Annotated in this window: 27 protein-coding genes and 2 riboswitches; of the genes, 23 read left to right on the plus strand and 4 right to left on the minus strand. The window is 46.4% G+C overall.

Annotated elements, in window-relative coordinates:
• The first annotated feature begins 57 nt into the window (after window positions 1-57).
• The 6 genes from ACWJJ4_RS08455 (at window position 58) to ribT (ending at window position 4,742) form a co-directional block, all read left to right on the plus strand.
• Window positions 58-402, plus strand: a complete 345-nt coding sequence (locus ACWJJ4_RS08455) for a hypothetical protein (RefSeq protein ID WP_003153366.1) — start codon at window positions 58-60, stop codon at window positions 400-402.
• Between the two features lie 119 nt (window positions 403-521).
• A riboswitch (FMN riboswitch) is annotated at window positions 522-668 on the plus strand.
• 131 nt (window positions 669-799) lie between these two features.
• Window positions 800-1,915, plus strand: coding sequence for a bifunctional diaminohydroxyphosphoribosylaminopyrimidine deaminase/5-amino-6-(5-phosphoribosylamino)uracil reductase RibD (gene ribD / locus ACWJJ4_RS08460; RefSeq protein WP_077722542.1), 1,116 nt, complete (start codon window positions 800-802; stop codon window positions 1,913-1,915).
• Window positions 1,896-2,543 (plus strand): riboflavin synthase, encoded by a 648-nt coding sequence (gene ribE, locus ACWJJ4_RS08465; protein ID WP_007409425.1) that lies wholly within the window; start codon window positions 1,896-1,898, stop codon window positions 2,541-2,543. The genes ribD and ribE overlap by 20 nt, the downstream gene beginning before the upstream one ends.
• A gap of 14 nt (window positions 2,544-2,557) precedes the next feature.
• On the plus strand, window positions 2,558-3,754 hold the full coding sequence (locus ACWJJ4_RS08470; RefSeq protein ID WP_003153371.1) for a bifunctional 3,4-dihydroxy-2-butanone-4-phosphate synthase/GTP cyclohydrolase II: 1,197 nt from the start codon (window positions 2,558-2,560) through the stop codon (window positions 3,752-3,754).
• 32 nt (window positions 3,755-3,786) lie between these two features.
• Complete coding sequence (gene ribH / locus ACWJJ4_RS08475) at window positions 3,787-4,251, plus strand: 6,7-dimethyl-8-ribityllumazine synthase (protein ID WP_003153372.1); 465 nt, start codon at window positions 3,787-3,789, stop codon at window positions 4,249-4,251.
• Window positions 4,252-4,367: 116 nt separating this feature from the next.
• Window positions 4,368-4,742, plus strand: coding sequence for a GNAT family N-acetyltransferase RibT (gene ribT, locus ACWJJ4_RS08480; RefSeq protein ID WP_003153373.1), 375 nt, complete (start codon window positions 4,368-4,370; stop codon window positions 4,740-4,742).
• A gap of 65 nt (window positions 4,743-4,807) precedes the next feature.
• Here ribT and ACWJJ4_RS08485 read toward each other — a convergent pair whose 3' ends face one another.
• Both ACWJJ4_RS08485 and ACWJJ4_RS08490 read right to left on the minus strand, forming a co-directional pair.
• The gene (locus tag ACWJJ4_RS08485; RefSeq protein ID WP_077722539.1) at window positions 4,808-5,329 is read right to left on the minus strand and encodes a DUF309 domain-containing protein; all 522 of its coding nucleotides are present in this window, start codon (window positions 5,327-5,329) and stop codon (window positions 4,808-4,810) included.
• Between the two features lie 86 nt (window positions 5,330-5,415).
• Complete coding sequence (locus ACWJJ4_RS08490; protein WP_003153376.1) at window positions 5,416-5,505, minus strand: YjcZ family sporulation protein; 90 nt, start codon at window positions 5,503-5,505, stop codon at window positions 5,416-5,418.
• A gap of 207 nt (window positions 5,506-5,712) precedes the next feature.
• Between ACWJJ4_RS08490 and ACWJJ4_RS08495 the strand changes: the two genes are divergently transcribed.
• From ACWJJ4_RS08495 to ACWJJ4_RS08560, 14 genes are all read left to right on the plus strand, one after another.
• Window positions 5,713-6,468 (plus strand): segregation/condensation protein A, encoded by a 756-nt coding sequence (locus ACWJJ4_RS08495; protein WP_007409427.1) that lies wholly within the window; start codon window positions 5,713-5,715, stop codon window positions 6,466-6,468.
• Entirely contained in the window at window positions 6,458-7,051 is a 594-nt protein-coding gene (gene scpB / locus ACWJJ4_RS08500; protein ID WP_007409428.1) for an SMC-Scp complex subunit ScpB, read from the plus strand. Before ACWJJ4_RS08495 ends, scpB begins: the two co-directional genes overlap by 11 nt.
• 89 nt (window positions 7,052-7,140) lie before the next feature.
• A complete protein-coding gene (locus ACWJJ4_RS08505; protein WP_146284658.1) occupies window positions 7,141-7,626 on the plus strand; it encodes a DUF3907 family protein in 486 nt (161 codons plus the stop codon).
• Window positions 7,627-7,738: 112 nt separating this feature from the next.
• Window positions 7,739-8,890, plus strand: a complete 1,152-nt coding sequence (locus tag ACWJJ4_RS08510) for a D-alanyl-D-alanine carboxypeptidase family protein (protein ID WP_003153383.1) — start codon at window positions 7,739-7,741, stop codon at window positions 8,888-8,890.
• Window positions 8,878-9,468, plus strand: coding sequence for a nucleoside recognition domain-containing protein (locus ACWJJ4_RS08515; protein ID WP_102422745.1), 591 nt, complete (start codon window positions 8,878-8,880; stop codon window positions 9,466-9,468). The genes ACWJJ4_RS08510 and ACWJJ4_RS08515 overlap by 13 nt, the downstream gene beginning before the upstream one ends.
• A 4-nt stretch (window positions 9,469-9,472) precedes the next feature.
• A complete protein-coding gene (gene spmB, locus ACWJJ4_RS08520; protein WP_003153387.1) occupies window positions 9,473-10,009 on the plus strand; it encodes a spore maturation protein SpmB in 537 nt (178 codons plus the stop codon).
• Between the two features lie 93 nt (window positions 10,010-10,102).
• On the plus strand, window positions 10,103-10,837 hold the full coding sequence (gene rluB / locus ACWJJ4_RS08525; protein ID WP_015388055.1) for a 23S rRNA pseudouridine(2605) synthase RluB: 735 nt from the start codon (window positions 10,103-10,105) through the stop codon (window positions 10,835-10,837).
• A gap of 84 nt (window positions 10,838-10,921) precedes the next feature.
• Window positions 10,922-11,461, plus strand: coding sequence for a thiol-disulfide oxidoreductase ResA (gene resA, locus ACWJJ4_RS08530; protein ID WP_003153391.1), 540 nt, complete (start codon window positions 10,922-10,924; stop codon window positions 11,459-11,461).
• Entirely contained in the window at window positions 11,458-13,086 is a 1,629-nt protein-coding gene (gene resB, locus ACWJJ4_RS08535; protein WP_326375223.1) for a cytochrome c biogenesis protein ResB, read from the plus strand. Before resA ends, resB begins: the two co-directional genes overlap by 4 nt.
• An 18-nt stretch (window positions 13,087-13,104) precedes the next feature.
• On the plus strand, window positions 13,105-14,280 hold the full coding sequence (gene ccsB / locus ACWJJ4_RS08540) for a c-type cytochrome biogenesis protein CcsB (protein WP_003153395.1): 1,176 nt from the start codon (window positions 13,105-13,107) through the stop codon (window positions 14,278-14,280).
• Between the two features lie 81 nt (window positions 14,281-14,361).
• Window positions 14,362-15,084, plus strand: coding sequence for a DNA-binding response regulator ResD (gene resD, locus ACWJJ4_RS08545; RefSeq protein ID WP_003153397.1), 723 nt, complete (start codon window positions 14,362-14,364; stop codon window positions 15,082-15,084).
• The gene (locus tag ACWJJ4_RS08550; protein ID WP_326998192.1) at window positions 15,081-16,862 is read left to right on the plus strand and encodes an ATP-binding protein; all 1,782 of its coding nucleotides are present in this window, start codon (window positions 15,081-15,083) and stop codon (window positions 16,860-16,862) included. Before resD ends, ACWJJ4_RS08550 begins: the two co-directional genes overlap by 4 nt.
• Window positions 16,863-17,052: 190 nt before the next feature.
• A complete protein-coding gene (gene sigX / locus ACWJJ4_RS08555) occupies window positions 17,053-17,637 on the plus strand; it encodes an RNA polymerase sigma factor SigX (RefSeq protein ID WP_003153399.1) in 585 nt (194 codons plus the stop codon).
• Window positions 17,612-18,673, plus strand: a complete 1,062-nt coding sequence (locus ACWJJ4_RS08560; protein ID WP_094247827.1) for a sugar dehydratase — start codon at window positions 17,612-17,614, stop codon at window positions 18,671-18,673. The genes sigX and ACWJJ4_RS08560 overlap by 26 nt, the downstream gene beginning before the upstream one ends.
• Window positions 18,674-18,719: 46 nt before the next feature.
• Here ACWJJ4_RS08560 and serA read toward each other — a convergent pair whose 3' ends face one another.
• The gene (gene serA, locus ACWJJ4_RS08565) at window positions 18,720-20,297 is read right to left on the minus strand and encodes a phosphoglycerate dehydrogenase (RefSeq protein ID WP_077722535.1); all 1,578 of its coding nucleotides are present in this window, start codon (window positions 20,295-20,297) and stop codon (window positions 18,720-18,722) included.
• Between the two features lie 205 nt (window positions 20,298-20,502).
• Window positions 20,503-20,637, plus strand: a riboswitch (FMN riboswitch).
• 146 nt (window positions 20,638-20,783) lie between these two features.
• On the opposite strand from serA, the gene ACWJJ4_RS08570 reads away from it, so the two are divergent.
• Entirely contained in the window at window positions 20,784-21,356 is a 573-nt protein-coding gene (locus ACWJJ4_RS08570; RefSeq protein WP_003153402.1) for an ECF transporter S component, read from the plus strand.
• Window positions 21,357-21,495: 139 nt separating this feature from the next.
• Here the strand turns inward: ACWJJ4_RS08570 and ACWJJ4_RS08575 are convergent, their stop codons facing one another.
• On the minus strand, window positions 21,496-21,744 hold the full coding sequence (locus ACWJJ4_RS08575) for a ferredoxin (RefSeq protein WP_003153403.1): 249 nt from the start codon (window positions 21,742-21,744) through the stop codon (window positions 21,496-21,498).
• 268 nt (window positions 21,745-22,012) lie between these two features.
• Here ACWJJ4_RS08575 and ACWJJ4_RS08580 point away from each other — a divergent pair, with 268 nt between their 5' ends.
• Window positions 22,013-23,071, plus strand: coding sequence for a helix-turn-helix domain-containing protein (locus tag ACWJJ4_RS08580; RefSeq protein WP_454021573.1), 1,059 nt, complete (start codon window positions 22,013-22,015; stop codon window positions 23,069-23,071).
• A complete protein-coding gene (locus tag ACWJJ4_RS08585) occupies window positions 23,064-24,554 on the plus strand; it encodes a RecQ family ATP-dependent DNA helicase (protein WP_454021574.1) in 1,491 nt (496 codons plus the stop codon). Before ACWJJ4_RS08580 ends, ACWJJ4_RS08585 begins: the two co-directional genes overlap by 8 nt.
• Window positions 24,555-24,558: the final 4 nt, after the last annotated feature.

Here is a 24,558-nt window from a genome sequence, read left to right on the forward strand (position 1 = left end):
GAAAAAAAGGAATATGACATAGTAATGAATAGATTGATACGGGCTGGAGGTAGAAAAATGGGAAGAATTAAAACAAAAGCAGCCATTTTACTTGTACTGCTGCTGTTATTAGCGGGCGGTTATATGGTCATAAACGATATTGAACTGAAAGACGTGCCGACTGCAATCGGACAAACCCTGTCCCAGGAAAAAGAAGAATATACAGTCAAAACATATAAAATTACGAAAATCGAAGGAACTGAGTATCACGGTACGGCAGCGAACGGCACAAAAATTATTTTTAACGGCGACAAGCTGAAGCAGGATCTCTCCGATGTGAAAAAAGGTGATAAGATTAAAGCGTACTTCAGCAAATCAAACCGGATTGACGGCTTATTGAAGGTCGTCAAAGTGAACGAATAAATAAAGACGCCTTTTATGGGAAAAGGGCGCTTTTTATTTTTCTGAATAATGAGGTGCAAATTCATTGCGCCTGCCGCAAAGGATGTTATAATAGCGGATAAGGACAAAAAAATATTGATTGTATCCTTCGGGGCTGGGTGAAAATCCCGACCGGCGGTAATAAGGCGCTTTGCGCTTTACAGCCCGTGACCCGTATGCATCTGTATACGGTGGATTCAGTGAAAAGCTGAAGCCGACAGTGAAAGTCTGGATGGGAGAAGGATGAGAGAAGCTATGCAAAAAATAAACTTGCTGTATAGTCTTATTTCCTATGGATTAAAACTGGCAAAGCCCCGAACTGTGTAAACATTCGGGGCTTTTTTGACGCCAAATTGCGTGGAAGAAGGGAGGGATAACGATGGATGAATATTATATGAATACGGCAATAGAACTTGCCAGACGCGGTGAAGGACAGACACAGTCCAATCCTCTTGTAGGCGCTGTCGTCGTCAAAAACGGACAGATCGTCGGAATGGGCGCCCATTTGCAATACGGAGAAGCGCATGCCGAGGTTCACGCGATTAATATGGCCGGCAGACACGCAAAAGGCGCCGATTTGTATGTGACGCTGGAGCCTTGCAGCCATTACGGAAAAACACCGCCATGCGCCGAACTGATAATAAAGTCGGGGATAAAAAGGGTGTTCATTGCTGTGAAAGATCCGAATCCGCTTGTAGCCGGAAAAGGCATCGGAATGCTGGAAGCAGCGGGCATCGAAGTGAAAACCGGACTTCTCAGGCAGCAGGCAGAAGAGCTGAATAAAATGTTTCTTCACTTCATGCGGACCGGGCTTCCGTATGTCACCTTGAAAGCGGCCGCGAGCCTTGACGGGAAAACAGCGACCGAAACCGGTGAAAGCAAATGGATTACATCAGAGGCGGCAAGGCTTGATGCCCAGCAATACAGGAAATCGCACCAAAGCATTCTTGTCGGAGCAGGCACAGTCAAAGCCGATAATCCGAGCCTGACCTGCAGGCTTCCTGATGCGGTGAAGCAGCCGGTCAGAGTGATTCTCGATACAAAGCTGACCATTCCTGAAACGGCAAATGTGCTCACTGACGGCGCTGCGCCGACATGGATATTTACGGCCAAAGGTGCAGACGTGCAAAAGAAAGACCGGCTGACCGCACTCGGAATAAAAGTTTTTCCGCTGGAAACAGACCGTATTCACATCCCTGAGGTGCTCAGTATTCTCGCTGAAAACGGCATAATGTCCGTTTATGTGGAAGGCGGAGCATCCGTACACGGAAGTTTTGTCAAGGAAGGCTGTTTCCAAGAGCTTCATTTCTATTTCGCCCCTAAATTAATCGGAGGAACGCTTGCTCCCAGCTTGATCTCCGGTGAAGGTTTTCAATCAATGAAAGATGTCCCCCATTTACAATTCACACAAATCACCCAAATCGGGCCGGATATAAAACTGACGGCCATACCTAAAGATGGAAAGGATGGTGACGATGTTTACAGGAATCGTTGAAGAAACAGGCACGATCCAAGCAATCAAAAAGACAGGCCTTTCCATGGCATTAACCATCGCCGCTTCAAAAGTGACAAGTGATGTGAAACTTGGCGACAGCATTGCGGTAAACGGCATCTGTCTGACCGTAACCGGATTTTCTGACAATCAATTTACGGTTGATGTTATGCCGGAAACAGTGAAAGCCACTTCGCTGAACGGCTTGTCAAAAGGCAGTAAAGTAAACCTGGAAAGAGCGATGTCCGCCAACGGACGGTTCGGCGGCCACTTTGTATCAGGGCATGTGGACGGAACGGCTGAAATTACGCGGATCGAGAAAAAAAGCAACGCGGTCTATTACGATTTAAAACTTTCGCCGGAATTGACAAAAACGCTCGTATTGAAAGGTTCAATTACGGTAGACGGCGTGAGCCTGACGATTTTCGGTCTATCAGACGAAAGCGTGACGGTATCCATCATTCCGCATACCATCTCAGAAACGATTTTTCAGACGAAAACAGTCGGATCAACCGTAAATATTGAGTGTGACATGATCGGCAAATACTTATACCGCTTTTTGCACAAAACAGAACAAACGAAAAGCAATCAAACTATCACGGAAGCCTTTTTAAGCGAGAACGGCTTTTAGAAAGGAAGATCGATATGTTTCATCCGATAGAAGAGGCGTTAGAGGCGCTGAAAAAAGGTGAAGTCATCATTGTTGTCGATGATGAAGACAGAGAAAACGAAGGAGATTTCGTAGCGCTGGCTGAGCATGCCACGCCTGAAGTGGTGAATTTTATGGCGACCCATGGGAGAGGCCTGATCTGCACGCCGCTGTCTGAAGACATCGCCGGCCGGCTGGATCTTCACCCGATGGTCGATCATAATACGGACTCACATGAGACCGCCTTTACGGTCAGTATTGACCACAGGCTGACAAAAACGGGCATCAGCGCTCAAGAACGTTCTTTTACCATTCAGGCGCTGTTGAACGAGGAATCTGTGTCTGACGATTTTCAGCGTCCGGGCCACATTTTCCCCTTAATCGCAAAAAAAGGAGGCGTCCTGAAGCGGGCGGGCCATACGGAAGCAGCCGTTGACCTTGCAAAAGCCTGCGGTTCTCAGGGAGCGGGCGTCATTTGTGAAATTATGAATGAAGACGGCACAATGGCCAGAGTGCCGGAGTTAGCCGAAATCGCCGAACGCCACCAGCTGAAAATGATTACGATAAAAGACTTAATAGAGTACCGTTACAACATTACGACCCTTGTGAACAGAGAAGTTGATATTACGCTGCCGACTGACTTCGGCACGTTTAGAGTTTACGGATATACAAACGAGGTTGACGGAAAAGAACATCTCGCCTTTGTCATGGGGGATGTCCCGTTTAACAGCGAACCCGTTCTTGTCAGAGTGCACTCAGAATGCCTGACGGGCGATGTGTTTGCATCCCATCGCTGTGATTGCGGACCGCAGCTTCATGCCGCGCTTGCGCAAATTGCTGAAGAAGGCCGCGGCGTTCTATTGTATTTGCGCCAGGAAGGCAGAGGAATCGGTTTAATCAATAAGCTGAAGGCGTACCGATTGCAGGAACAAGGGTACGACACGGTTGAAGCGAACGAAGCGCTCGGCTTTCTGCCTGATCTGCGCAACTACGGCATCGGCGCCCAGATTCTCCGCGACTTAGGGGTTCAGCATATGAAACTTTTAACCAATAACCCCCGGAAAATCGCCGGCCTCGAAGGATACGGTCTCAGCATTTCAGAACGGGTGCCGCTTCAAATGGAAGCGAGTGAGCATAACAAACAGTATTTACAGACCAAAATGAAAAAACTTGGACATCTGCTTCATTTCTAAAAACAAATCTCACAAAAAAGGATGGATAACATATGAATATCATACAAGGAAACCTAGTAGGAACAGGACTTAAAATCGGAATCGTCGTCGGCAGATTTAATGAATTTATAACGAGCAAGCTGTTAAGCGGAGCGGAAGACACGCTGCTTCGCCACGGGGTAGAATCAAACGACATTGACGTCGCTTGGGTGCCGGGAGCGTTTGAAATCCCGTTTGCGGCAAAGAAAATGGCGGAAACGAAAAAATACGATGCCGTCATTACGCTCGGCACGGTTATCAGAGGAGCGACAACGCATTATGACTATGTCTGCAATGAAGCGGCAAAAGGCATCGCCCAGGCGGGAACGGCGACGGGCGTCCCGGTTATCTTCGGCATCGTGACGACTGAAACCATTGAGCAGGCCATCGAACGAGCCGGAACAAAAGCTGGAAATAAGGGAGCAGATTGCGCAGTATCTGCCATTGAAATGGCAAATTTAAACCGCTCATTTGAATAATTTGTTGAAAAGCGTTTAAAACCGCGGCGAAAATGATATAATGTGAGAAAACGGATCGCCTTTATGTATCCGTTTGATAGGACATGAATGGACATTTTGGATATAGAGGGGTTTTTATGTTAATTCGTTATAAAAAATCGTTTGAAAAGATTGCGATGGGTCTTCTGTCATTTATGCCGAATGAAAAAGATCTCAAGCAGCTTCAGCAGACAATAAAGGACTATGAAACGGATACTGGCCGCCAGCTCTTTCTTTGGAAAGAGGATGAAGATATCGTCGGAGCGATCGGAGTCGAAAAAAAGGACTCAGAGGTTGAAATCCGGCATATCAGCGTGAATCCTTCTCACCGCCATCAAGGAATCGGAAAGCAAATGATGGACGCCTTAAAACGTCTGTTCAAAACGGAGGCACTCGTTCCGAATGAATTAACGCAAAGCTTTTTTGAACGCTGTCAACATCAAAAAGATCAGGATATCTCATATAATAACTGACAAATGCTCCCGGAATCTTCACGGTTTCGGGAGCTGTTTTGATATAGAAAAAGCAGGGCTGACCGTCAGCCTCTGCTTTTTTTTCTTCTCTCCATTTCCCGTTCGCGTTCCTTAATGACATCCGTCCTGTCCCGCAGGCGGTGTTTATGAATAAGAAAGGTATCTGATACGCCGTCTTGCCCCCATGTATAACCCTTTTGGCGGCATTCGGCAAGACATGCTTCTTTCAGGGCTTCATCTGTAATCGGAAGCATAACACTTCTGTAAGGCAGGCCCGCTTCTATATCGTCTGACAGCGTTTCTATCAGCTCAATCAGCTTCGGATGGCTGAGCCCGAGAGAACAGACCGCCTGCTTTTCAGACCGCAGAATACGTAAGCTGTTGGCAATCAGCCGTTTCGCCCCGGCTTCATTTCCCCTGCGCTGGTGATACAGAGCGACGGCAAGCTGAATCAGGCCGACCCAATGAATGCTCCGCTTTTCAGCCGGGCTTTCTTTCCAATGTTCCTCTAACAGTTCATGACACTCAAAATAATCTCTTGATGCGTGAAATTCGGCCAAAAAGCCGATATAAGCTTTAGGATACAAGCCGCTTCCTCCTTTTATGCTAAAACCAGTGTACCACAGCGCTATGAAAAGGAAAAAGAGCGGCTTGGTGTCTGAAGCCTGAGGAACTAGCAGATGTAAGATGCTCCTACGACAACGAGCAAAATAAACAGAACGACAATTAATGCAAAACCTCCGCCGAAACAAGCTCCGCTCATGTGAAATCAGCCTCCCTTTGTTTCAAGTTTACACGGCTATCATATGTGCATCCGCCTTTAAAGGTATAGGCGTATATCTTCTTTTTCAGTATTTTCTAAATAACGGAGGACGTGTATAAAAGTATTGGACGAGAGCATTTCGGTGGATTATACTAAAGGGTAGCCAGTTTTTCCGGCAATGAGAGTGATACTGAAAATGGTGAGATAATGGTAGAATATCAAGTGAAAATTGATACGTTTGAAGGCCCACTGGACCTGCTGCTTCATCTGATTAACCGTCTTGAAATCGACATATATGACATACCCGTGGCAACCATTACTGAACAATATTTATTATATGTACATACAATGCAAGAGCTTGAACTTGATGTCGCCAGTGAATATCTGGTCATGGCGGCGACGCTTCTCAGCATTAAAAGCAGAATGCTGCTTCCGAAACAAGAGGAAGAGCTGTTTGAAGACGAAATGCTTGAAGAAGAAGACCCTCGGGACGAGCTGATTGAAAAGCTGATTGAGTATAGAAAGTATAAAACCGCTGCGAAGGATTTAAAAGAGCGGGAAGAAGAAAGACAAAAGTCATTTACAAAGCCGCCGAGTGATTTAAGTGAGTATGCAAAAGAAATCAAACAGACCGAGCAGAAACTGTCGGTGACCGTTTATGACATGATCGGCGCGTTTCAAAAGGTGCTTCAGCGTAAAAAAATCACGCGGCCGAAAGAAACGACCATTACAAGACAGGAAATACCGATTGAAGACAGAATGAACGAAATCGTTAAAAGCTTAAAAACGGCGGGGAGAAGAATAAACTTCACGGAGCTTTTTCCTTCTCGGCAAAAGGACCATCTCGTCGTGACGTTTTTAGCAGTCCTGGAACTGATGAAAAATCAGCAGATTATCATTGAACAGGAAGAAAACTTTTCAGATATATACATTACGGGGAGTGAATCCATTCATGGCGCTTGATATCGTGAATTGGAAAGCGATTGTGGAAGCCCTGCTGTATGCGGCGGGTGATGAAGGGCTGACCAAAAAGCAATTGGTGACGGTGCTTGAAATAGAAGAAGCGGAACTGGCCGGAATCATGGAAGAAGTGGCCGCTCAGTACAAGGAAGACGACAGAGGCATCGAGCTTACCGAATATGCGGATACGTATATGCTTGGAACGAAAAAAGAATTCGTGCCTTATTTGAAAAAACTAATCGAAGTGCCGTCAAAAGGGCTGTCACAGGCTTCTTTGGAAGTGCTGGCGATCGTTTCGTACAAGCAGCCGATCACACGGGCGGAAATTGAAGATATCCGGGGCGTGAAGTCTGAGCGGATTCTGCACAGCCTCGTGTCAAAAGCGCTGCTGTGTGAGGTGGGCCGCGCCGACGGTCCCGGCCGGGCGATTTTATACGGCACGACACCGGTATTTCTTGAACAATTCGGCTTAAAAACATTGGAGGAGCTCCCGCCGCTTCCTGAAAATGCGGAGGAAGACGTTCTCCAGGAGGAAGCCGATTTATTCTTTGAAAACTTCAACCAAACTTTTGAGGATATTAAATAATAACCGTTTTTCATCATACGATAGTAGGGAAAGGCCATTGATGAATGACGCAAATGACGACGTACAAGAGAGGAAGGAAACGGACGGAAATGGGAAATTCGATTGTGAGGGCCCATACTGAAGAAACTGGTGAATTTTTAGCCGAGGTTGTCACGATGGTCAGCAGCTATTTAAATCATACAACATTGCCGGAGATGCGGGCTCAAGGAGATGCGGATGAGGCATACTGCCGCGACGTGCTCAGTGTGCTGAGGAGGATGACCGTCTTTTGCGAAGGCGCCCAGGAAGCCTGCCGGCGGCTCTTAATGCAGGAGCCGTTTCATGAGGTGAGAGCGGAAAAAACGCTGTATAAAGTGTATCATCAGTGCGTGGAAGAGTTTTTCATGCCGAAAAAGGATACATGGTACGAAAACAGCCGCGCCGCTTATACAGGCCAAAGCGCGATTGAATTCTACCAGCAAGTGCCGGACTCGCTGCGGAGCCTTCTGCTTTCGCTCAGCAGTGAATTTCTGCGCATGCGGGAAGAATTGGCGCAATATGAAGCATCAGGCTCAAATATGGCATCAGTCAGATAAAAACTCTTCCTTTTGGGAGAGTTTTTTTATGTGAAAGTGATGCAATTGGTATTCATAAGTCATGGACAGGCGCATAAACTTGTACAAACCCACAACAAGGACGTGAGCATTCATGCGCTTTCTCAAAAAAGCTGCCGTATTTCTTTTGACTTTTGTTATTCTTTTTTCCATTACAGACGGCAATACGGCACATGCCCAAATACATGTCAGCGCAAAAAGCGCGATTATTATCGACGGAGCATCTGGCAGGGTGTTATTCGCCAAGGATGAACATCATAAGCGGCGGATTGCAAGCATTACGAAAATCATGACGGCGGTGCTGGCGATTGAATCAGGGAAGATGGAAGAGACCGTGACGGTTTCCCCGAATGCCGTAAAAACGGAAGGCTCAGCCATTTATCTTCAGCCGGGACAAAAAGTAAAGCTGAAAGATCTTGTATACGGGCTTATGCTGAGATCAGGAAATGACGCCGCTGCGGCAATAGCTGAATATGTCGGCGGAAGCCTTGACGGTTTTGTATTTATGATGAACAAAAAAGCCGAGCAAATCGGGATGGAAAATACAAAATTTCAAAATCCGCACGGGCTGGACGACCATGAAAATTTATATTCTACGGCGTATGACATGGCGCTTTTGACTAAATACGCGATGAAAATCAAGGAATACCGGACCGTTTCAGGCACAAAAGTGTATAAGGCGGAAACGATGGACCGGGTATGGAAAAATAAAAACAAGCTTCTGACTGGGCTCTACCGTTACAGCACAGGCGGAAAAACGGGTTACACAAAAATCGCGAAACGGACGCTCGTTTCGACGGCTTCAAAAGACGGAACGGATCTCATCGCGGTCACCATAAATGATCCGGATGACTGGGATGACCATATGAATATGTTTAATTATGTCTTTGAGCACTATAAAACCTATGTCGTCGCTAAAAAAGGCGGCATCCCGAAGCTGAAAAAGACGTTTTACGGAAAACACGCTTTTATTGCCCGGGATGTCAAATATTTATTAAAAGAGGATGAAATCGACGATGTAAAAATCCGCACAACCTTAATAAAACCGAAAAAAGCTTGGAAAAAGGACGCCTCTCTCATTCCTGATGTCGTCGGCCGGATGACTGTTATGCATGATGGGAAAGTGATCGCCAAGATTCCCGTCTATTATGAAAACGAGCGCCATAAAAAACCGAAAAAGCATTTCATTGAGACGTTTACGAGCCTGTTTATGAGCGCGGCGGGCGGTTCGTCATGGTCAATTTAATCTGGGTATGTCTGACTTTAATCGGACTTGTCTTTGCGATGTTTAACGGTACCTTGCAGGATGTGAATGAAGCCGTTTTTAAAGGAGCGAAAGAAGCGGTTACGATCTCGTTCGGATTAATGAGCGTCCTCGTCTTCTGGCTCGGCCTGATGAAAATAGCCGAGCAGTCCGGCCTTTTGGATATATTCAGCAGAATGTGCCGCCCGTTTATCTCTAAGCTGTTTCCCGATATTCCCCCTGATCATCCGGCGATGGGATACATCTTATCAAATCTCATGGCAAACTTTTTCGGACTGGGAAATGCGGCGACACCGCTCGGCATTAAAGCCATGGAGCAGATGAAAAAGCTGAATGGAGGTAAGTCTGAGGCCAGCCGTTCCATGATTACCTTTTTGGCGGTAAATACTTCGAGTATTACATTGATACCGACAACCGTCATTGCCGTGCGCATGGCTTATTCGGCGAAATCACCGACCGATATCGTCGGGCCGACCATCTTAGCGACTTTAATTTCGGGAATCGGCGCGATTTTCATTGACCGCTACTTCTGGTACCGCCGCAAAAGAAAAGGGAGGTAAGCGAATGGAAATGGTGAATTGGCTGTCTTTAGCCATGATTCCGATTATTATCGCCGGTATATTGATATACGGCACGATCAAAAAAGTGCCGACGTATGAATCATTCGTTGAAGGCGGAAAAGAAGGAATTGAGATTGCGTTTTCCATCATTCCGTATTTGGTCGGGATGCTGGTGGCGATTACCGTATTCCGGGCCTCAGGCGCGCTGGATTTTGTCATGGGGCTGTGCAAGCCTTTCTTTACAGCGCTCGGCATTCCCGCAGAAGTCGTGCCGCTTGCTCTGATCCGCCCGATTTCGGGGACGGCGGCGCTCGGCATGACGACAGATCTGATCGCCGTGTACGGGCCTGATTCATTTATCGGCAGACTGGCCTCGGTCATGCAGGGATCGACTGACACGACGCTGTATGTCCTGACGGTGTATTTCGGGGCGGTCGGCATCAAAAAAATGGGGGATGCTTTAAAGGTTGGTCTTCTTGCTGATCTGATCGGGGTGGTTGCATCAATCATCATAGTTACGTTATTATTTGGAAGCGCCTGAAATCAGGCGCTTTTTATATATCAGAATAACTCCCCTTGAAAAAGCTTGTTTGTTCAAGGGGAAAAAAGTAAGATTATACTTGAGGTGAACGACATGGAAAGACTGCAAAAAGTTATTGCTCATGCCGGCGTGGCATCACGCAGAAAGGCAGAAGAGCTGATAAAAGAAGGAAAAGTAAAGGTGAATGGAAAAGTAATAACAGAGCTCGGCGTAAAAGTGACCGGTTCTGATCAGATTGAAGTAAACGGATTAAAGGTGGAGCGGGAAGAACCCGTGTACTTTCTGCTTTATAAACCGAGAGGAGTGATCTCAGCAGCTGATGACGACAAAGGGCGGAAAGTGGTGACCGACTTTTTCAAAGAAGTGCCGCAGCGCATTTATCCGATCGGCAGGCTTGATTATGATACGAGCGGACTTTTATTGCTGACAAATGACGGCGAGTTTGCCAACAAACTCATGCATCCGAAATACGAAATTGATAAGACGTACGTCGCCAAAGTGAAGGGAATTCCTTCCAAGGAACTTCTGAGAAAGCTTGAGCGCGGCATTCAGCTTGAAGAAGGCAAGACAGCGCCGGCCAGAGCGAAAATGCTTTCCCTGGACAAAAGAAAGCAGACGAGCATTATTCAGCTGACGATTCATGAAGGCCGAAACAGACAGGTCCGCCGCATGTTTGAGGCGATCGGTCATGACGTGCTGAAACTCAAACGTGAAGAATACGCATTTTTAGATTTAAGAGGTCTGCGCACAGGAGACGCAAGAGAATTGACACCGCATGAGGTGAAAAGGCTGCGGGCTTTAGCTGAACACGGTAAAAACGCTTTCTAATTTTCACATAACCTTCAAAAATTACAAAACGTGTAGATGATATAATTGAATGGATTTGCAGACAGGGGAGGGGAGCAGTGTACAATGAACAAAAAACGGCGGCGTTTATTCATTCGGACCGGCATCCTTCTCATCTTACTCTGCGCGCTCGGATATACCATCTATAATGCCGTTTACACAAACGGAGAGCGTATATCTGAGGGGTCCAAAGCCCCGAATTTCGCGCTGAAAGATACAGAGGGCAGACTCATAGAACTGAGTCAGTTAAAAGGGAAAGGTGTTTTTCTGAATTTCTGGGGAACGTGGTGTGAGCCGTGCAAGCAGGAATTTCCCTACATGGAGAATCAATACAAGCATTTTAAAGACCTCGGTGTCGAGGTGGTTGCGGTAAATGTCGGCGAATCAAAAATTGCAGTACATAATTTTATGAAAACATACGGCGTCAATTTCCCGGTTGCGCTTGATACTGACCGGCAAGTGCTGGACGCGTACGGCGTATCACCTATTCCGACGACATTTTTGATCAATCCCGACGGAAAAGTCGTGAAAGTGGTGACCGGCACGATGACAGAACGCATGGTTCATGACTATATGAATTTAATTAAGCCGGAGGCGTCTTCATGAAAAAGGTCAAATGTGAATGCGGGCACGTGAATCCAGCCGGGACGGTTTTGTGCGAGTCATGCGGGAAGCCGCTTGATGAACAAAAATCACCGCTTGCCGATATGCGGTACGACGGCAGCGCAAGGCGTTCGCAAACATATAACAAAACAATCGTAGATAAGGTATGGAACTTCTTTTCTTCCGTAAAAGTCGGAATATGGCTGATCGTCATTACTCTGGCGGCGTCTGCTTTCGGCACGGTTTTTCCGCAGGAAGCTTATCTGCCGCCGGGCGCCCAGCCGGATACATATTATGAACAGCAGTACGGCATAATCGGCCAACTGTATTATTTGCTGGGGTTTCATCACCTGTACGGCTCATGGTGGTATATGCTCCTGATCGCATCCATTGGCATATCACTGGTCATCTGCAGCCTGGATCGGGTGATTCCTTTGTACAGGGCGCTGAAAAATCAAGGAGTACGGCGGAATCCGGTCTTTTTGAAGAGGCAGCGTCTATACAGCCGGACAGAAACCGAGCTGAGCGGGGATGCGGCTGATAGCCTCAGAACACGATTGAAAAAAAAGCATTATAGAGTGCGAGAACAAGAGGGAAGCATCCTGGCGGAAAAAGGCCGTTTTTCAAGGTGGGGGCCCTACGTTAATCATATCGGCCTGATCATTTTTCTGATCGGAGCCATGCTGAGATTTGTACCCGGTATGTATGTCGATGAAACGCTCTGGGTCCGTGAAGGCGAAACCGCCCAGATCCCCGGTACTGACGGCAAATATTACTTAAAAAACAACCGGTTCACGATGCAGACATATAACAAAGACACTGAGAAAAAAGTATTCGCCGACGCCATTGACAGAGCCGGAAACGGCAAAGTCGCCAAATCTTTCACAACGGACGCGGTTTTGTACAAGAGGGAAGGCGACATTGTATTCGGTGAAAAGCCGAAGCTTAAAAGAGTCAAAGAAAACAATATCCGCGTCAATGAACCGCTGCGCTTTGACTCCTATTCTGTGTATCAGGTGGACTATAAAGAAAACCAGCTCGATCAGATGGTATTTCAGCTGATCGACCAAAAAACAAAACAGTCATTCGGCAAACTGAAGATCAATCTTCTTGATCCCGACACGGACTACGATCTTGGTAACGGTTACAAAGTGCAGATCGCCAGTTATCTTCCTGATTTTTATTTTAACAAGGACGGAGAACCGAGCACGAAAACGAAGGTTCCTAACAATCCGGCTTTTGTCTTTAAAATCACGGCTCCCGACAAGCCAAAAGGGGAGAAAAGTTTTGTTGCGATTCAGCAGACTGTTGAAGGTTCCGAAAGTAACAAGTACAAATTAAAATTCGACCATGTGGAAACGAAAAACATTACAGGACTCACTGTCAGAAAAGACTTAACCTTATGGGTGCTTGCCGTCGGCGGCGCGATCTTTATGATCGGCGTCATTCAAGGGATGTACTGGCAGCACAGAAGGATCTGGATCAAAACAGGTGATCATGAAGTGCTTGTGGCGGGACATACGAACAAAAACTGGTTCGGTCTGAAAAAGGATATCGAATTTGTTCTTAGCGGGACCGGGATTCAAGAGCCGGCCGATCAAAAAGAATTGGCCAAAAATCAGGCCTAGTGAAAAAGGAGTGGTGTCATGGCGGAGCTGAGCGCAAATTTTCTTTATGCTGCCTTTTTGATTTATTTAATTGCCGTCCCGGTTTTCGGCGGCGCCATCCGGGGAACAAAAGGTGCGAAGGACGGTAAGGGCCGCTGGTCGGCTATCGGAATCACGTTAACCATTTTCGGATTTCTTTGTCATCTCGGCTACTTTATTGCGAGATGGTCGGCAAGCGGACATGCGCCTGTCAGCAATATGTTTGAATTTACGACGTCATTCGGCATGATGCTTGTTCTCGCTTTTATTATTATTTACTTTATTTACAGACTGCCTTCATTAGGCATGTTCACATTGTCTATCGCGCTTTTGCTTATCGCATATGCAAGCATGTTTCCGACAGACATCACGCCGCTTATTCCGTCACTGCAGAGCAATTGGCTGTACATTCACGTCACGACGGCTGCGCTCGGGCAGGCGATTCTTGCGATCAGTTTTGTAGCCGGCGTCATTTTCCTGTTAAAGCATGTCGACCAATCCAGACCGGGCAAAAAAACGTTTTGGCTTGAAGTCATCATGTTTATACTCGTGACGACCGTGGCATTTATCGCCGTCACGTCGGCATTCCGGCTGGCGGATTACAAAGCAGAATTTAATTGGGTGGATAAAAAAGAGGCTAAAAGCGTGATGATATATGATATGCCTGCGCTTGTCGGTCCGCATGACGGAGAACTGCTTACGGAAGGCGCAATGAAGCCGCTTATTGAGCTTCCGGCCATTTTTTCGGGCAGAAAGGTCAATACGGTGATCTGGTCGTTTGGCGCAGGTCTCGTTTTATACGGGGCGCTCAGGCTGATATTCAGAAAGAGAATCAGCGCTCTTATAAGCCCGCTCGTCAAAAATGTGAATCTGGACTTGGTCGATGAAGTCGGCTACCGCGCTGTTTCCATCGGTTTTCCGGTATTCACACTCGGCGCACTTGTGTTTGCGATGATTTGGGCGCAGCTTGCATGGACGCGTTTTTGGGGCTGGGACCCGAAGGAAGTATGGGCGCTGATCACCTTTTTATTTTACGCAGCGTATTTGCACTTGCGGCTGTCAAGAGGCTGGCATGGCGAAAAGTCCGCGTGGCTTGCCGTCATCGGCTTCGCCATTATTATGTTTAACTTAATTTTTGTGAATCTTGTGCTTGCCGGACTTCATTCGTACGCATAGATGCAAAAAGCCGATACAGTTCTCAAGCTGCCGCACAGTTTGTTAAAATGAAAGTAACAGAAGGAAAGCAGGGGGAAAACGATGGATCAAACAAATGAAACTAAAATATTAGTAGTAGATGATGAAGCCAGAATTCGACGCCTTTTAAGAATGTACCTTGAACGGGAAAACTATGTGATTGAAGAAGCGGAAAACGGAGACGAGGCCATTAAAATGGGGCTGGCATCAGATTATGATCTGGTGCTCTTGGATTTAATGATGCCGGGAACGGACGGAATAGAAGTATGCCGGCAGCTCAGAGAAAAAAAAGCGACCCCGATTATCATGCTGACGGCAAAAGGGGAAGAAGCCAACCGCGTCCAGGGATTTGAAGCGGGTACGGACGATTATATCGTCAAGCCTTTCAGCCCGAGAGAAGTGGTGCTTCGGGTAAAGGCGCTTTTAAGAAGGGCTTCCCAAACATCTTATCTGACAGCCAATACCCCGACAAAAAATGTGCTCGTCTTCTCGCATCTATCCATTGATCACGATGCTCACAGGGTGACTGCGGACGGCACGGAGGTGAGCCTGACGCCGAAGGAATATGAACTGCTGTACTTCCTGGCGAAAACACCGGACAAAGTGTACGACAGGGAAAAGCTTTTAAAAGAAGTGTGGCAGTATGAATTTTTCGGAGACCTCAGAACAGTGGACACTCATGTCAAACGGCTCCGTGAAAAATTAAACAAAGTGTCCCCGGGAGCGGCAAAAAAAATCGTCACCGTCTGGGGAGTCGGATACAAATTTGAGGTAGGCGCTGAATGAAGTTTTGGAAAAGCGTAGTAGGAAAGCTTTGGTTTACCATTCTTTCACTCGTGTTAATTGTTTTATTTATTTTAACGGTGCTGCTTCTGGAATTTATAGAAAATTACCACGTTGAAGAAGCGGAAAAAGATTTAACGCAGCTTGCCGATAAAATCGCGGTCATAATAGAAAATCATGAAGACCAGCCGCTTGCCAGATCCATCACGTGGGAACTGGCGGACAATTTAACGAGCATCGCGATCATTCAGGATGATAAGCATGTCTGGTATTCGCCCAATGACGATAATCATTTATCCTCTATTACATTAGAGCAGATTAAACATGACCGGGATCTGCACAAGGCGCTGACAGACCGCAATAAAGTAAGCAAACGCGCGGTCCCCAAAAATGCCGGTTCGGATAACGAACGGCTGATCGTCGGAGTGCCCTATGAAAAAGACGGCAAAAAAGGCATGGTCTTTTTATCACAATCGCTGCTTGCCGTCAAAGATACGACGAAACATACGACACGCTATATTTTTCTTGCGGCGGGCATTGCCATCGTCTTGACAACGTTTTTCGCGTTCTTTTTATCCAGCAGGGTGACATATCCCCTTCGGAAAATGCGGGAAGGCGCCCAAGACTTGGCGAAAGGAAAGTTTGATACAAAAATTCCGATTCTGACCCAAGATGAAATCGGGGAACTGGCCATTGCCTTTAATCAGATGGGACGGCAGCTCAATTTCCATATTAACGCGCTGAACCAGGAAAAAGAACAGCTGTCCAATATTTTAAGCAGTATGGCAGACGGGGTCATCACCATTAATATCGACGGCACCATTTTGGTGACCAACCCGCCGGCCGAACGTTTTCTGCAGGCATGGTATTATGAGCAGAACATGAACATTAAAGAAGGAGACAACCTTCCCCCTGAAGCAAAAGAGCTGTTTCAAAATGCAGTGAACACGGAAAAAGAGCAAATGATTGAAATGACGCTTCAAGGAAGGTCATGGGTTTTATTGATGTCGCCTCTTTATGCGGAATCACACGTCCGCGGCGCCGTGGCCGTGCTCCGTGATATGACCGAAGAGCGCAGGCTGGATAAATTGCGTGAAGACTTCATTGCCAATGTCAGTCATGAGCTCAGAACCCCGATTTCTATGCTGCAGGGATACAGTGAAGCAATAGTGGACGACATTGCAAGCACCGAAGAGGAGAAAAAAGAAATCGCGCAGATCATTTATGATGAATCTCTTCGCATGGGCCGGCTCGTCAATGATTTGCTGGATTTGGCCAGAATGGAATCCGGACATACAGGTCTGCGCTATGAAACGGTAAACCTGCATGAATTTCTGGAGAAGATCTCCCGCAAATTTTCCGGGGTAGCGAAGGAAAAAGGCGTTTCGCTCACAGAGGACATCTCGGTGTCTCAGCCGGAGTGTGTCTTTGACGAAGACAAAATGGAACAGGTGTTTACCAACCTTATAGATAATGCGCTGCGCCATACGGAGTCAGGCGGAAGCGTTCATATCGCGGCTCAGACCGTAAAAGACGGACTGAAAATCGATATCAAAGATTCCGGCTCGGGAATACCGGAAGAGGATCTGCCTTTTATTTTTGAACGTTTTTATAAAGCGGACAAAGCAAGAACAAGAGGCAGGGCGGGGACCGGACTCGGACTCGCCATCGTAAAAAATATCGTGGAAGCCCACGGCGGCTCAATTGCGGTTCACAGCAGTATCGACAAAGGAACGACGTTTACATTTTATATTCCGACAAAAGTGCAGGATGGCGTCTGAAATTGACGAACAATCTTGTTCCATACGAAACACCCGCATGTTCTGCGGGTGTTTTTTGTTTATTTCTCCTTTAAAAATTTAAGAATATGTTAATATAAATTCCCTTCCAAATTCCAGTTTCTCGTAATATAGTTGTAATGTAACTTTTCAACGCATTTTTACGACAAAAAAGTGAACGGAGGGGTTTCCCATGGAAGAAACCTTTCAGATATTATACGATGCATACCATCAAGATTTATATCAATTTTTATTTTATATGGTAAAAGATAAGTCGCAGGCTGAAGATTTGACGCAGGAAGTGTATATCCGCGTCTTGAATTCCTATCATACATTTGAAGGAAGAAGCAGTGAAAAAACATGGCTGTTGTCCATCGCACGCCATGTGGCGATTGACTGGTTCCGCAAGCAGCAGACGATCAGACAGCGTATTATGGGTACGTTTGATTGGGATACACAAGATGTCAGAGATCAGCATTTGCTTCCGGACGAACTCGCCGTACAGCATGAAAATGTCCGGGAAATTTATACCGCGCTTGATCATTGCACCATTGATCAAAGAGCTGTTATTATCTTGAGATTTATTCAGGGATATTCCATTCAGGAAACAGCCGCCGCTCTCCGCTTCTCGGAAAGCAAAGTCAAAACGACCCAACACAGAGGGCTCAAAATACTTCGGAAACAGATGGAGCTTTTGAGGGAGGAGCTAATGGATGATGAAGTCATATTGGAACGAAGAAAGAGTAGAGGAGTTGTTAAGACAACTTCCGGCGGTTAGAGATCATCGTTCACCCGAGGCCATTTACCGGAATATTGAAACGGGTAAACCGTACAGGAAAAAACCGGCCCGAAGCTGGATCGGCCCCGCCGCAGCCGGCATCTGCGCATTGTGCATCGCTCTGATTATTTCTCCTCACCTGATGACAAACAAATCTGCCGGTGATCTTACAGCTGACAGCGGTCAAGCTGAAAAAGCCAGTCAGTCAGCTGCTGTCAAGCCGGATCAGAAGACGTTTGTCGTTTCTAACGAAAACAAAAACAATTACATTACTTTGGCGTTTGCCGATTCAGATACATCCGCCGTCATTCCGGTCAGTTTTGAAAAAAAGAAGCCTGACGAATCGGTTTCAGAGGCATTATCTGATGCAGAAAACTTAGAAGTGCCCGAATCTTTCCTTTCTGTGCCGAACCTTTTGGACGGTGTGCAGGTAACTGCGGATAAGAAGGATTTGCTTGTGCAGGTAAACGGACGTCTTTCTATCGAATCAGCTGCCGATGCTGACTTATTGAAAAAGATGCTGAAAGAGACTTTGACATGGAGTCCTTACGAGCGGATTAAATTGAAAAAGGTTCAAAACGGAGCCGGACAGGATTTTTATAAATCTTACGGCATTTCCGCTGAGATGTCCGTACATAAACAGACAAACCGGGCGTATTTTTCTTACAGCGACAGTCTGGGACAAGAGTATCTCATCCCGTCTGAACAAACCTATTATTCAGTATATCAGGCTATTGACGGGATGAAGACAACAGACGGAGGCTCAAAGACCGCGAGCATTATAGAAGCAGATGCGATTGCATCGGTATCGGAAAGGGAAGACGGCGAGCAGCTGCGAATCCAATTGTCCGAAAAACATAAAGTTGAAGATTCGCTGGAAGGCATTTTAATGATCGAAGGGCTTTTGTTAACCGCGAAGGAATTTGGTTATTCTGAGGTGCTGTTCACACATGCACACGCAAAGAAAATCGGTAATTATGATGTGACAAAATCGATTGCTGTGCCTGCCGCGCCTAATCCGCTTCCGACCCATTAAACGTAAAAAAACCCAAAACATTCATATGTTTTGGGTTTTCTGTTGGTTACGGAAGGTCAATCAGTTTAACGGAAACAATATCCTGAACTGAAGTCAGCTCATTGACGACTTTATCATCTAAATGTTTATCAAAAGAAAGCATCATAATGGCTTCTCCGCCTTTTTCTTTACGGCCTACCTGCATGGTAGCGATATTGATATCGTTATCGCCGAGGATGCGTCCGACGCGTCCGATTACACCAGTCGTATCCTGGTGCTGGATATAAACGAGGTGGCCGGCAGGATTTAAGTCAATATTAAAGCCGTTCAGTTCAACGATTCGTTCACCGAAGTGAGGGATATACGTAGCCGTTAACGTAAATGTGCTCCGGTCTCCGGTTACTTTTACGCTGATGCAGTTATCATATCCTGATTCATTGGAGGAAATCTTCTCGCTGAAGCTGATACCGCGTTCTTTTGCTACACCGCCGGCGTTCACTTCATTGACCGTTGAGTCTACACGCGGTTTTAAGAAACCGGACAGCAGGCTTTTTGTAATAAATGATGTTTCAAGTTTGGCGATGGTGCCTTCATATTGAATCGCAACATCTTTGACGGGTTCCTTCATACATTGTGACACGAGACTTCCGATTTTATCGGCAATTTGGTGATAAGGCTGGATTTTTTTGAATTCATCTTTCGTCATCGCAGGCAGGTTGATCGCTGACATGACAGGCAGACCTTTTGCAAACTGCAGCACTTCTTCAGAAACCTGTGCCGCGACATTCAGCTGTGCTTCTTTCGTTGAAGCGCCTAAGTGAGGTGTGGCGATCACCAGCGGATGGTCGGGAAGCTTTGATTCAACTGGCGGTTCCACTTCAAACACGTCAAGGGCAGCGCCTGCGACATGGCCGCTTTCCAGCGCTTCCAAAAGCGCCGCTTCATCAATAATGCCGCCTCTTGCGCAGTTGATAAGACGGACGCCTTTTTTCGTTTTGGCAATGGTTTCTTTGTTAAGCAGTCCCTTTGTTTCCTTTGTTAAAGGCGTGTGGACGGTAATGATATCCGCGCTTTCAAGCACTTCTTCGAATGTCCGGCTGTTTACGCCGATTTTGCCGGCTCTCTCTTCGGTTAAGAAAGGATCGAATACATGAACCGTCATACCGAACGCTCTGGCGCGCTGGGCAATCTCGCTTCCGATCCGGCCCAGACCGACAATGCCTAAAGTCTTTCCGTAGAGCTCCGCTCCGACAAAAGCCGTCCGGTTCCATTCTCTTGATTTTACTGAGATATTGGCTTGCGGGATGTGTCTCATTAATGAAGAAATCATCGCGAATGTATGCTCTGCCGTTGAAATGGTGTTTCCATTCGGCGCGTTTATCACGATAACTCCATGTTTTGTGGCCTCATCAATGTCGATGTTGTCTACGCCGACACCGGCTCTGCCGACGATTTTTAAAGAAGTCATCTTTTTAAACAATTCTTCGGTTACTTTTGTGGCACTGCGGACTAACAGGGCATCAAAGGTATGTAATTCATCTTCTGCATCCGCGACGTTTTTTTGAACAATTTCTATAAAGTCTGATTCCATCAGCGGCTTTAAGCCGTCATTGCTCATCTTATCTGAGACCAAAACTCGAAACATTGTTAGATTTCCTCCTAGTTTAGCTGACTAAATATCTGATAATTTATCATATTCTTAATAGAGTGTCAATGTGTATTGACGCAGTAAAGGAGAAAAGGAAGCCGATAATTCAGTTAAAATGGGCTTCATCAATATTTTATATAAAATTGAGCAGTTCTCTATACAATTACAATTTGATCATATATAATGTGAATAAATTCATAAGATCAATCTTCGGGGCAGGGTGAAATTCCCTACCGGCGGTGATGAGCATCACGCTCTAAGCCCGCGAGCTGCTTCGGCGGCAGGATCCGGTGAGATTCCGGAGCCGACAGTATAGTCTGGATGGGAGAAGATGGAGGTTCAGCAGACGTTTTGATGCTTATATCAAACGTTTCTTTGCCAATCCTTAGTAAGCTCCCGCTTTTTAACAAAAGCGGTTTTTTTATTGGGGCGCAAAGAACCTTTCCACTTTTCGAGAGATTTGATCGAAAAGGAGAGAGCATTGTGAAAGTAAAAAAATTAGTTGTCATCAGTATGCTTAGCAGTATTGCGTTTGTGCTTATGCTGTTAAATTTCCCGTTTCCGGGGCTGCCGGATTACTTGAAAATTGATTTCAGTGACGTTCCTGCAATTATCGCCATTTTGGTTTACGGGCCTGCGGCGGGGATTGCGGTTGAAGCGATTAAAAATATACTGCAGTATATCATTCAAGGAAGCATGGCCGGCGTGCCTGTCGGGCAGGCAGCCAATTTTATCGCGGGAACGCTGTTTATTCTGCCGACGGCGTTTATGTTTAAAAAGCTCAATTCTGCAAAAGGGCTTGCAGTGAGCCTGCTGGCCGGAACCGCGGCGATGACCGTGCTGATGAGTATTTTGAACTATATTCTTATCCTGCCCGCGTATACTTGGTTTTTACATTCACCGGCATTGTCAAACAGCCAGTTGAAAACGGCGGTTGTCGCAGGAATTCTGCCGTTTAACATTGTAAAAGGCATTATCATCACCATCGTCTTTACGTTCATCTTTACGAAGCTGAAACCTTGGATTGAACAAAAACGCAGCATCCAAACACAATAAAGGCTTAAAGCGTCCGCTCTGTGAAGAACAGCCGGACGCTTTTTTTGTTTGTGGTGATCTGCAAAAAAATAAGACTCCGGCCGATAACAGCCGGAGTCTTATTCAGGACGAAAAAGCTCCTCTCACGGGGAGGGCTTTTTTATTCGTATTTCAGCGGGTCGCCTTCGAACGGTTCATCCGCAACTTTGATTGAATCAGTAGGGCATCCTTCAAATGCGTCAATCATATCTTCTTCCAGAACTTCCGGAACTTCGACGACACCTTTATTTTCGTCAAGCGTAACGAACGCAATGCCTTCATCATCATAATCATAAATGTCTGGTGCCGCAGCTCCGCAGGCGCCGCATGCAATACACGTATCTTTATCTACAATTGTGTACTTTGCCATGAATAAAACCTCCCAGATTGTTCGTGTTGGAACAAATGGTTTACCTTATATATTTTTAAATATAACACCTATTCCTCTTACTTATTGTAATGATGTTAGTGTCAAATTTCAACAGAAAAATGATTGAGAATGCTTATCACATAAGGGATTCTCTTTAGCACTTCCCCCTAAAAGATGACTTTAAACGTCAAATTTATATGAAAATCTGTTAAAATAAAAAGAACCAAAAAACGAAACTTGTCACAAAAGAAATGTAGGTGTGTTTAGATTGGCGATAAACTACTTTGATACCGTGGTTCTCGACTGTCTGGACAAAATAGACGGCGAACGGACTCCGAGTGCTGTGTTTCATTTATTAAAAGGAAAAAAGTCGTCTCAAACCATTCAGGATGCCGGCTTATTTCAGATCGCTAAATATTTCGGCATGGCTTCACAGTGTGAACGCGGCGATATTGCTGCTTCTTTGCATAAACTCACCGAGAACTCATACATTACAGCCGGAAAAGAAGAGGGAACGTGGAAAGTGACTGCGCGCGGCGTTCAAAGGCTTGAACTGGCGTTTGCCGAGCGGCCTTGGCCGAAGCACTGCCACGGCGCGAATTATCAAACGCCTGCCGTCACTCTGTGGAGGCGGCTTTCCCTGCTCATTCAAGTCCTGTCAAACAAAGAGCATCAATGCAGTCAATATATCCCGGTTACCAACGATGTGCAGACGCTGAGATGGGTCAAACGGTTCATGCGGAAAAACAGAGATGCTAAAGAGCTTTCCATCCAAATGCATGACGCGCTGTTTCAGCTTCTGCAAGGCGTAAGTGAACGGCAGGCGCTTATTTTTGTCTATTCTTTAACTTCATTCAACAGAATCGGCAAAACGAATAAGCAGCTCGCTCTCCAGCTGAACGAAGATGAATGGTATGTGTCCGTCCAGTTTTGGGGAGCGGTACATTATGTTATTCAATCGCTTCCGCAATGTGCATATCCCGCTCTGCGCGAGCTGTTGTCCGATCTGCAGGCGGAAAGCGCGCTGACACAGTCTGCCAGAAAAACCTTTGAGCTGTTGGAAAAAGGGTTTCCGATTGAACGGATCGCCGCGGTCAGAAATTTAAAAACCGCCACAATCGAAGACCATATCGTAGAAATATCATTGCATCAGCCTGCATTTTTTATAGAACAGTATCTTTCTGAAGAGGAACAGCGTATGATAACGGCATTTGCAAAACAGCATCAAACGAATAAAATTAAACGGATTCGCGAAGGAATGCAGATGCGCTTCAGCTATTTCCAGATCAGGCTGGCGCTGGCAAAGACGGTGAATCAGCATGACTGAGCTGCATAAAGCTTTATCCAGGTATTTTGGTTTGCATTCCTTTAAAAAAGGGCAGGAAGAGATTATGACTAGCGTGCTCCAAAAAAAGGATACGATCGCCATGCTTCCGACCGGCGGGGGGAAATCATTATGCTATCAGCTCCCGGGTTACATGATGGACGGGCTGGTGCTGATTATTTCACCGCTTCTTTCATTAATGGAAGATCAGGTGCAGCAGCTGAAAGCAAAAGGAGAAAAGCGGGTTGCGGCATTAAACAGCATGCTGAATTCCGCAGAGCGGCATTTTATTCTCAGCAACATCAGCCGGTATAAATTTCTCTATATGTCTCCTGAAGCCCTTTCTTCACCTTATGTACTGAACCGTTTGAAAAACGTTCCGGTCAGTTTATTTGTTATTGATGAGGCTCATTGCATATCAGAATGGGGACATGATTTCAGGCCTGATTATTCGAAGCTCGGGCCTTTCAGACAGGCACTCGGAAAGCCGCCTGTATTGGCGCTGACCGCAACAGCGACAAAAGAAACGCTCAGAGACGTGACGGATGTGCTCGGACTTGAGCATGCTGTGCGTCATCTTTATTCAGTCAACCGGCCGAATATTCTCCTGGCGGCAGAACATTTGGCTGATAATGCCGAAAAAATAAGCAGGCTCACGGAGCTTGCCGAAAAGCTTGAAGGGCCGGGTATCATATATTGTCCGACCAGAAAATGGGCGGAAGAGCTTGCGGCTGAGCTGAATGAAAAAACGGGAAAGCGGACGGATTATTATCACGGCGGAATGGATACAGGGGACAGAATCTTGATCCAGCAGCAATTTATCCATAACCAGCTTGATTGCATCTGCTGTACCAATGCGTTCGGCATGGGTGTGGATAAGTCAGATATCCGCTTTGTCATTCACTTTTATCCTCCCCAAACGGCCGAGGCCTTTATGCAGGAAATCGGCAGAGCGGGACGCGACGGCAGCCCGAGTGTCAGTATTTTGCTGAGGGCGCCCGGCGATACCGAGCTTCAGCAGCAGATTATTCAGACAGAAAGCCTGTCTGATTATGATCTGGAAGGCATTCTGGCCGTCATACGGGATGCCGGTACGGGTGATGAGCGAAAGCTTCGGGACGTTCTGATCAATAAGGGTGTTCAGGAAACACAGGCGCGAACGGCCGTCCACCTGTATCTGCAAGGAAAAACCACAAAAGAGCAGCTGCAGGAAGAACTGACATACCGCATGGAAAAGAAGCTGCGTAAAATGAACCGTTTTTCGGCGTTATTAGAGCGGAAAGAATGTATAAGAGAAGCGCTGCTGTCTTATTTTGATGAATCGTATGAGCCTGAAGGTCAAACCGGACAATGCTGCAGCAGCTGCGGCCTTGATCTGGCTCCATACGAGCAAAAAGGAGAACGGAAAAACATGGAACGGTTTGAAGATTGGAAGCTGGAATTAGGCCGGATTTTCGGTTCAGAGTCTGCGGGTGAGTTCAGCTGAGACG

The sequence above is a fragment of the Bacillus sp. JK62 genome, assembly GCF_053663455.1.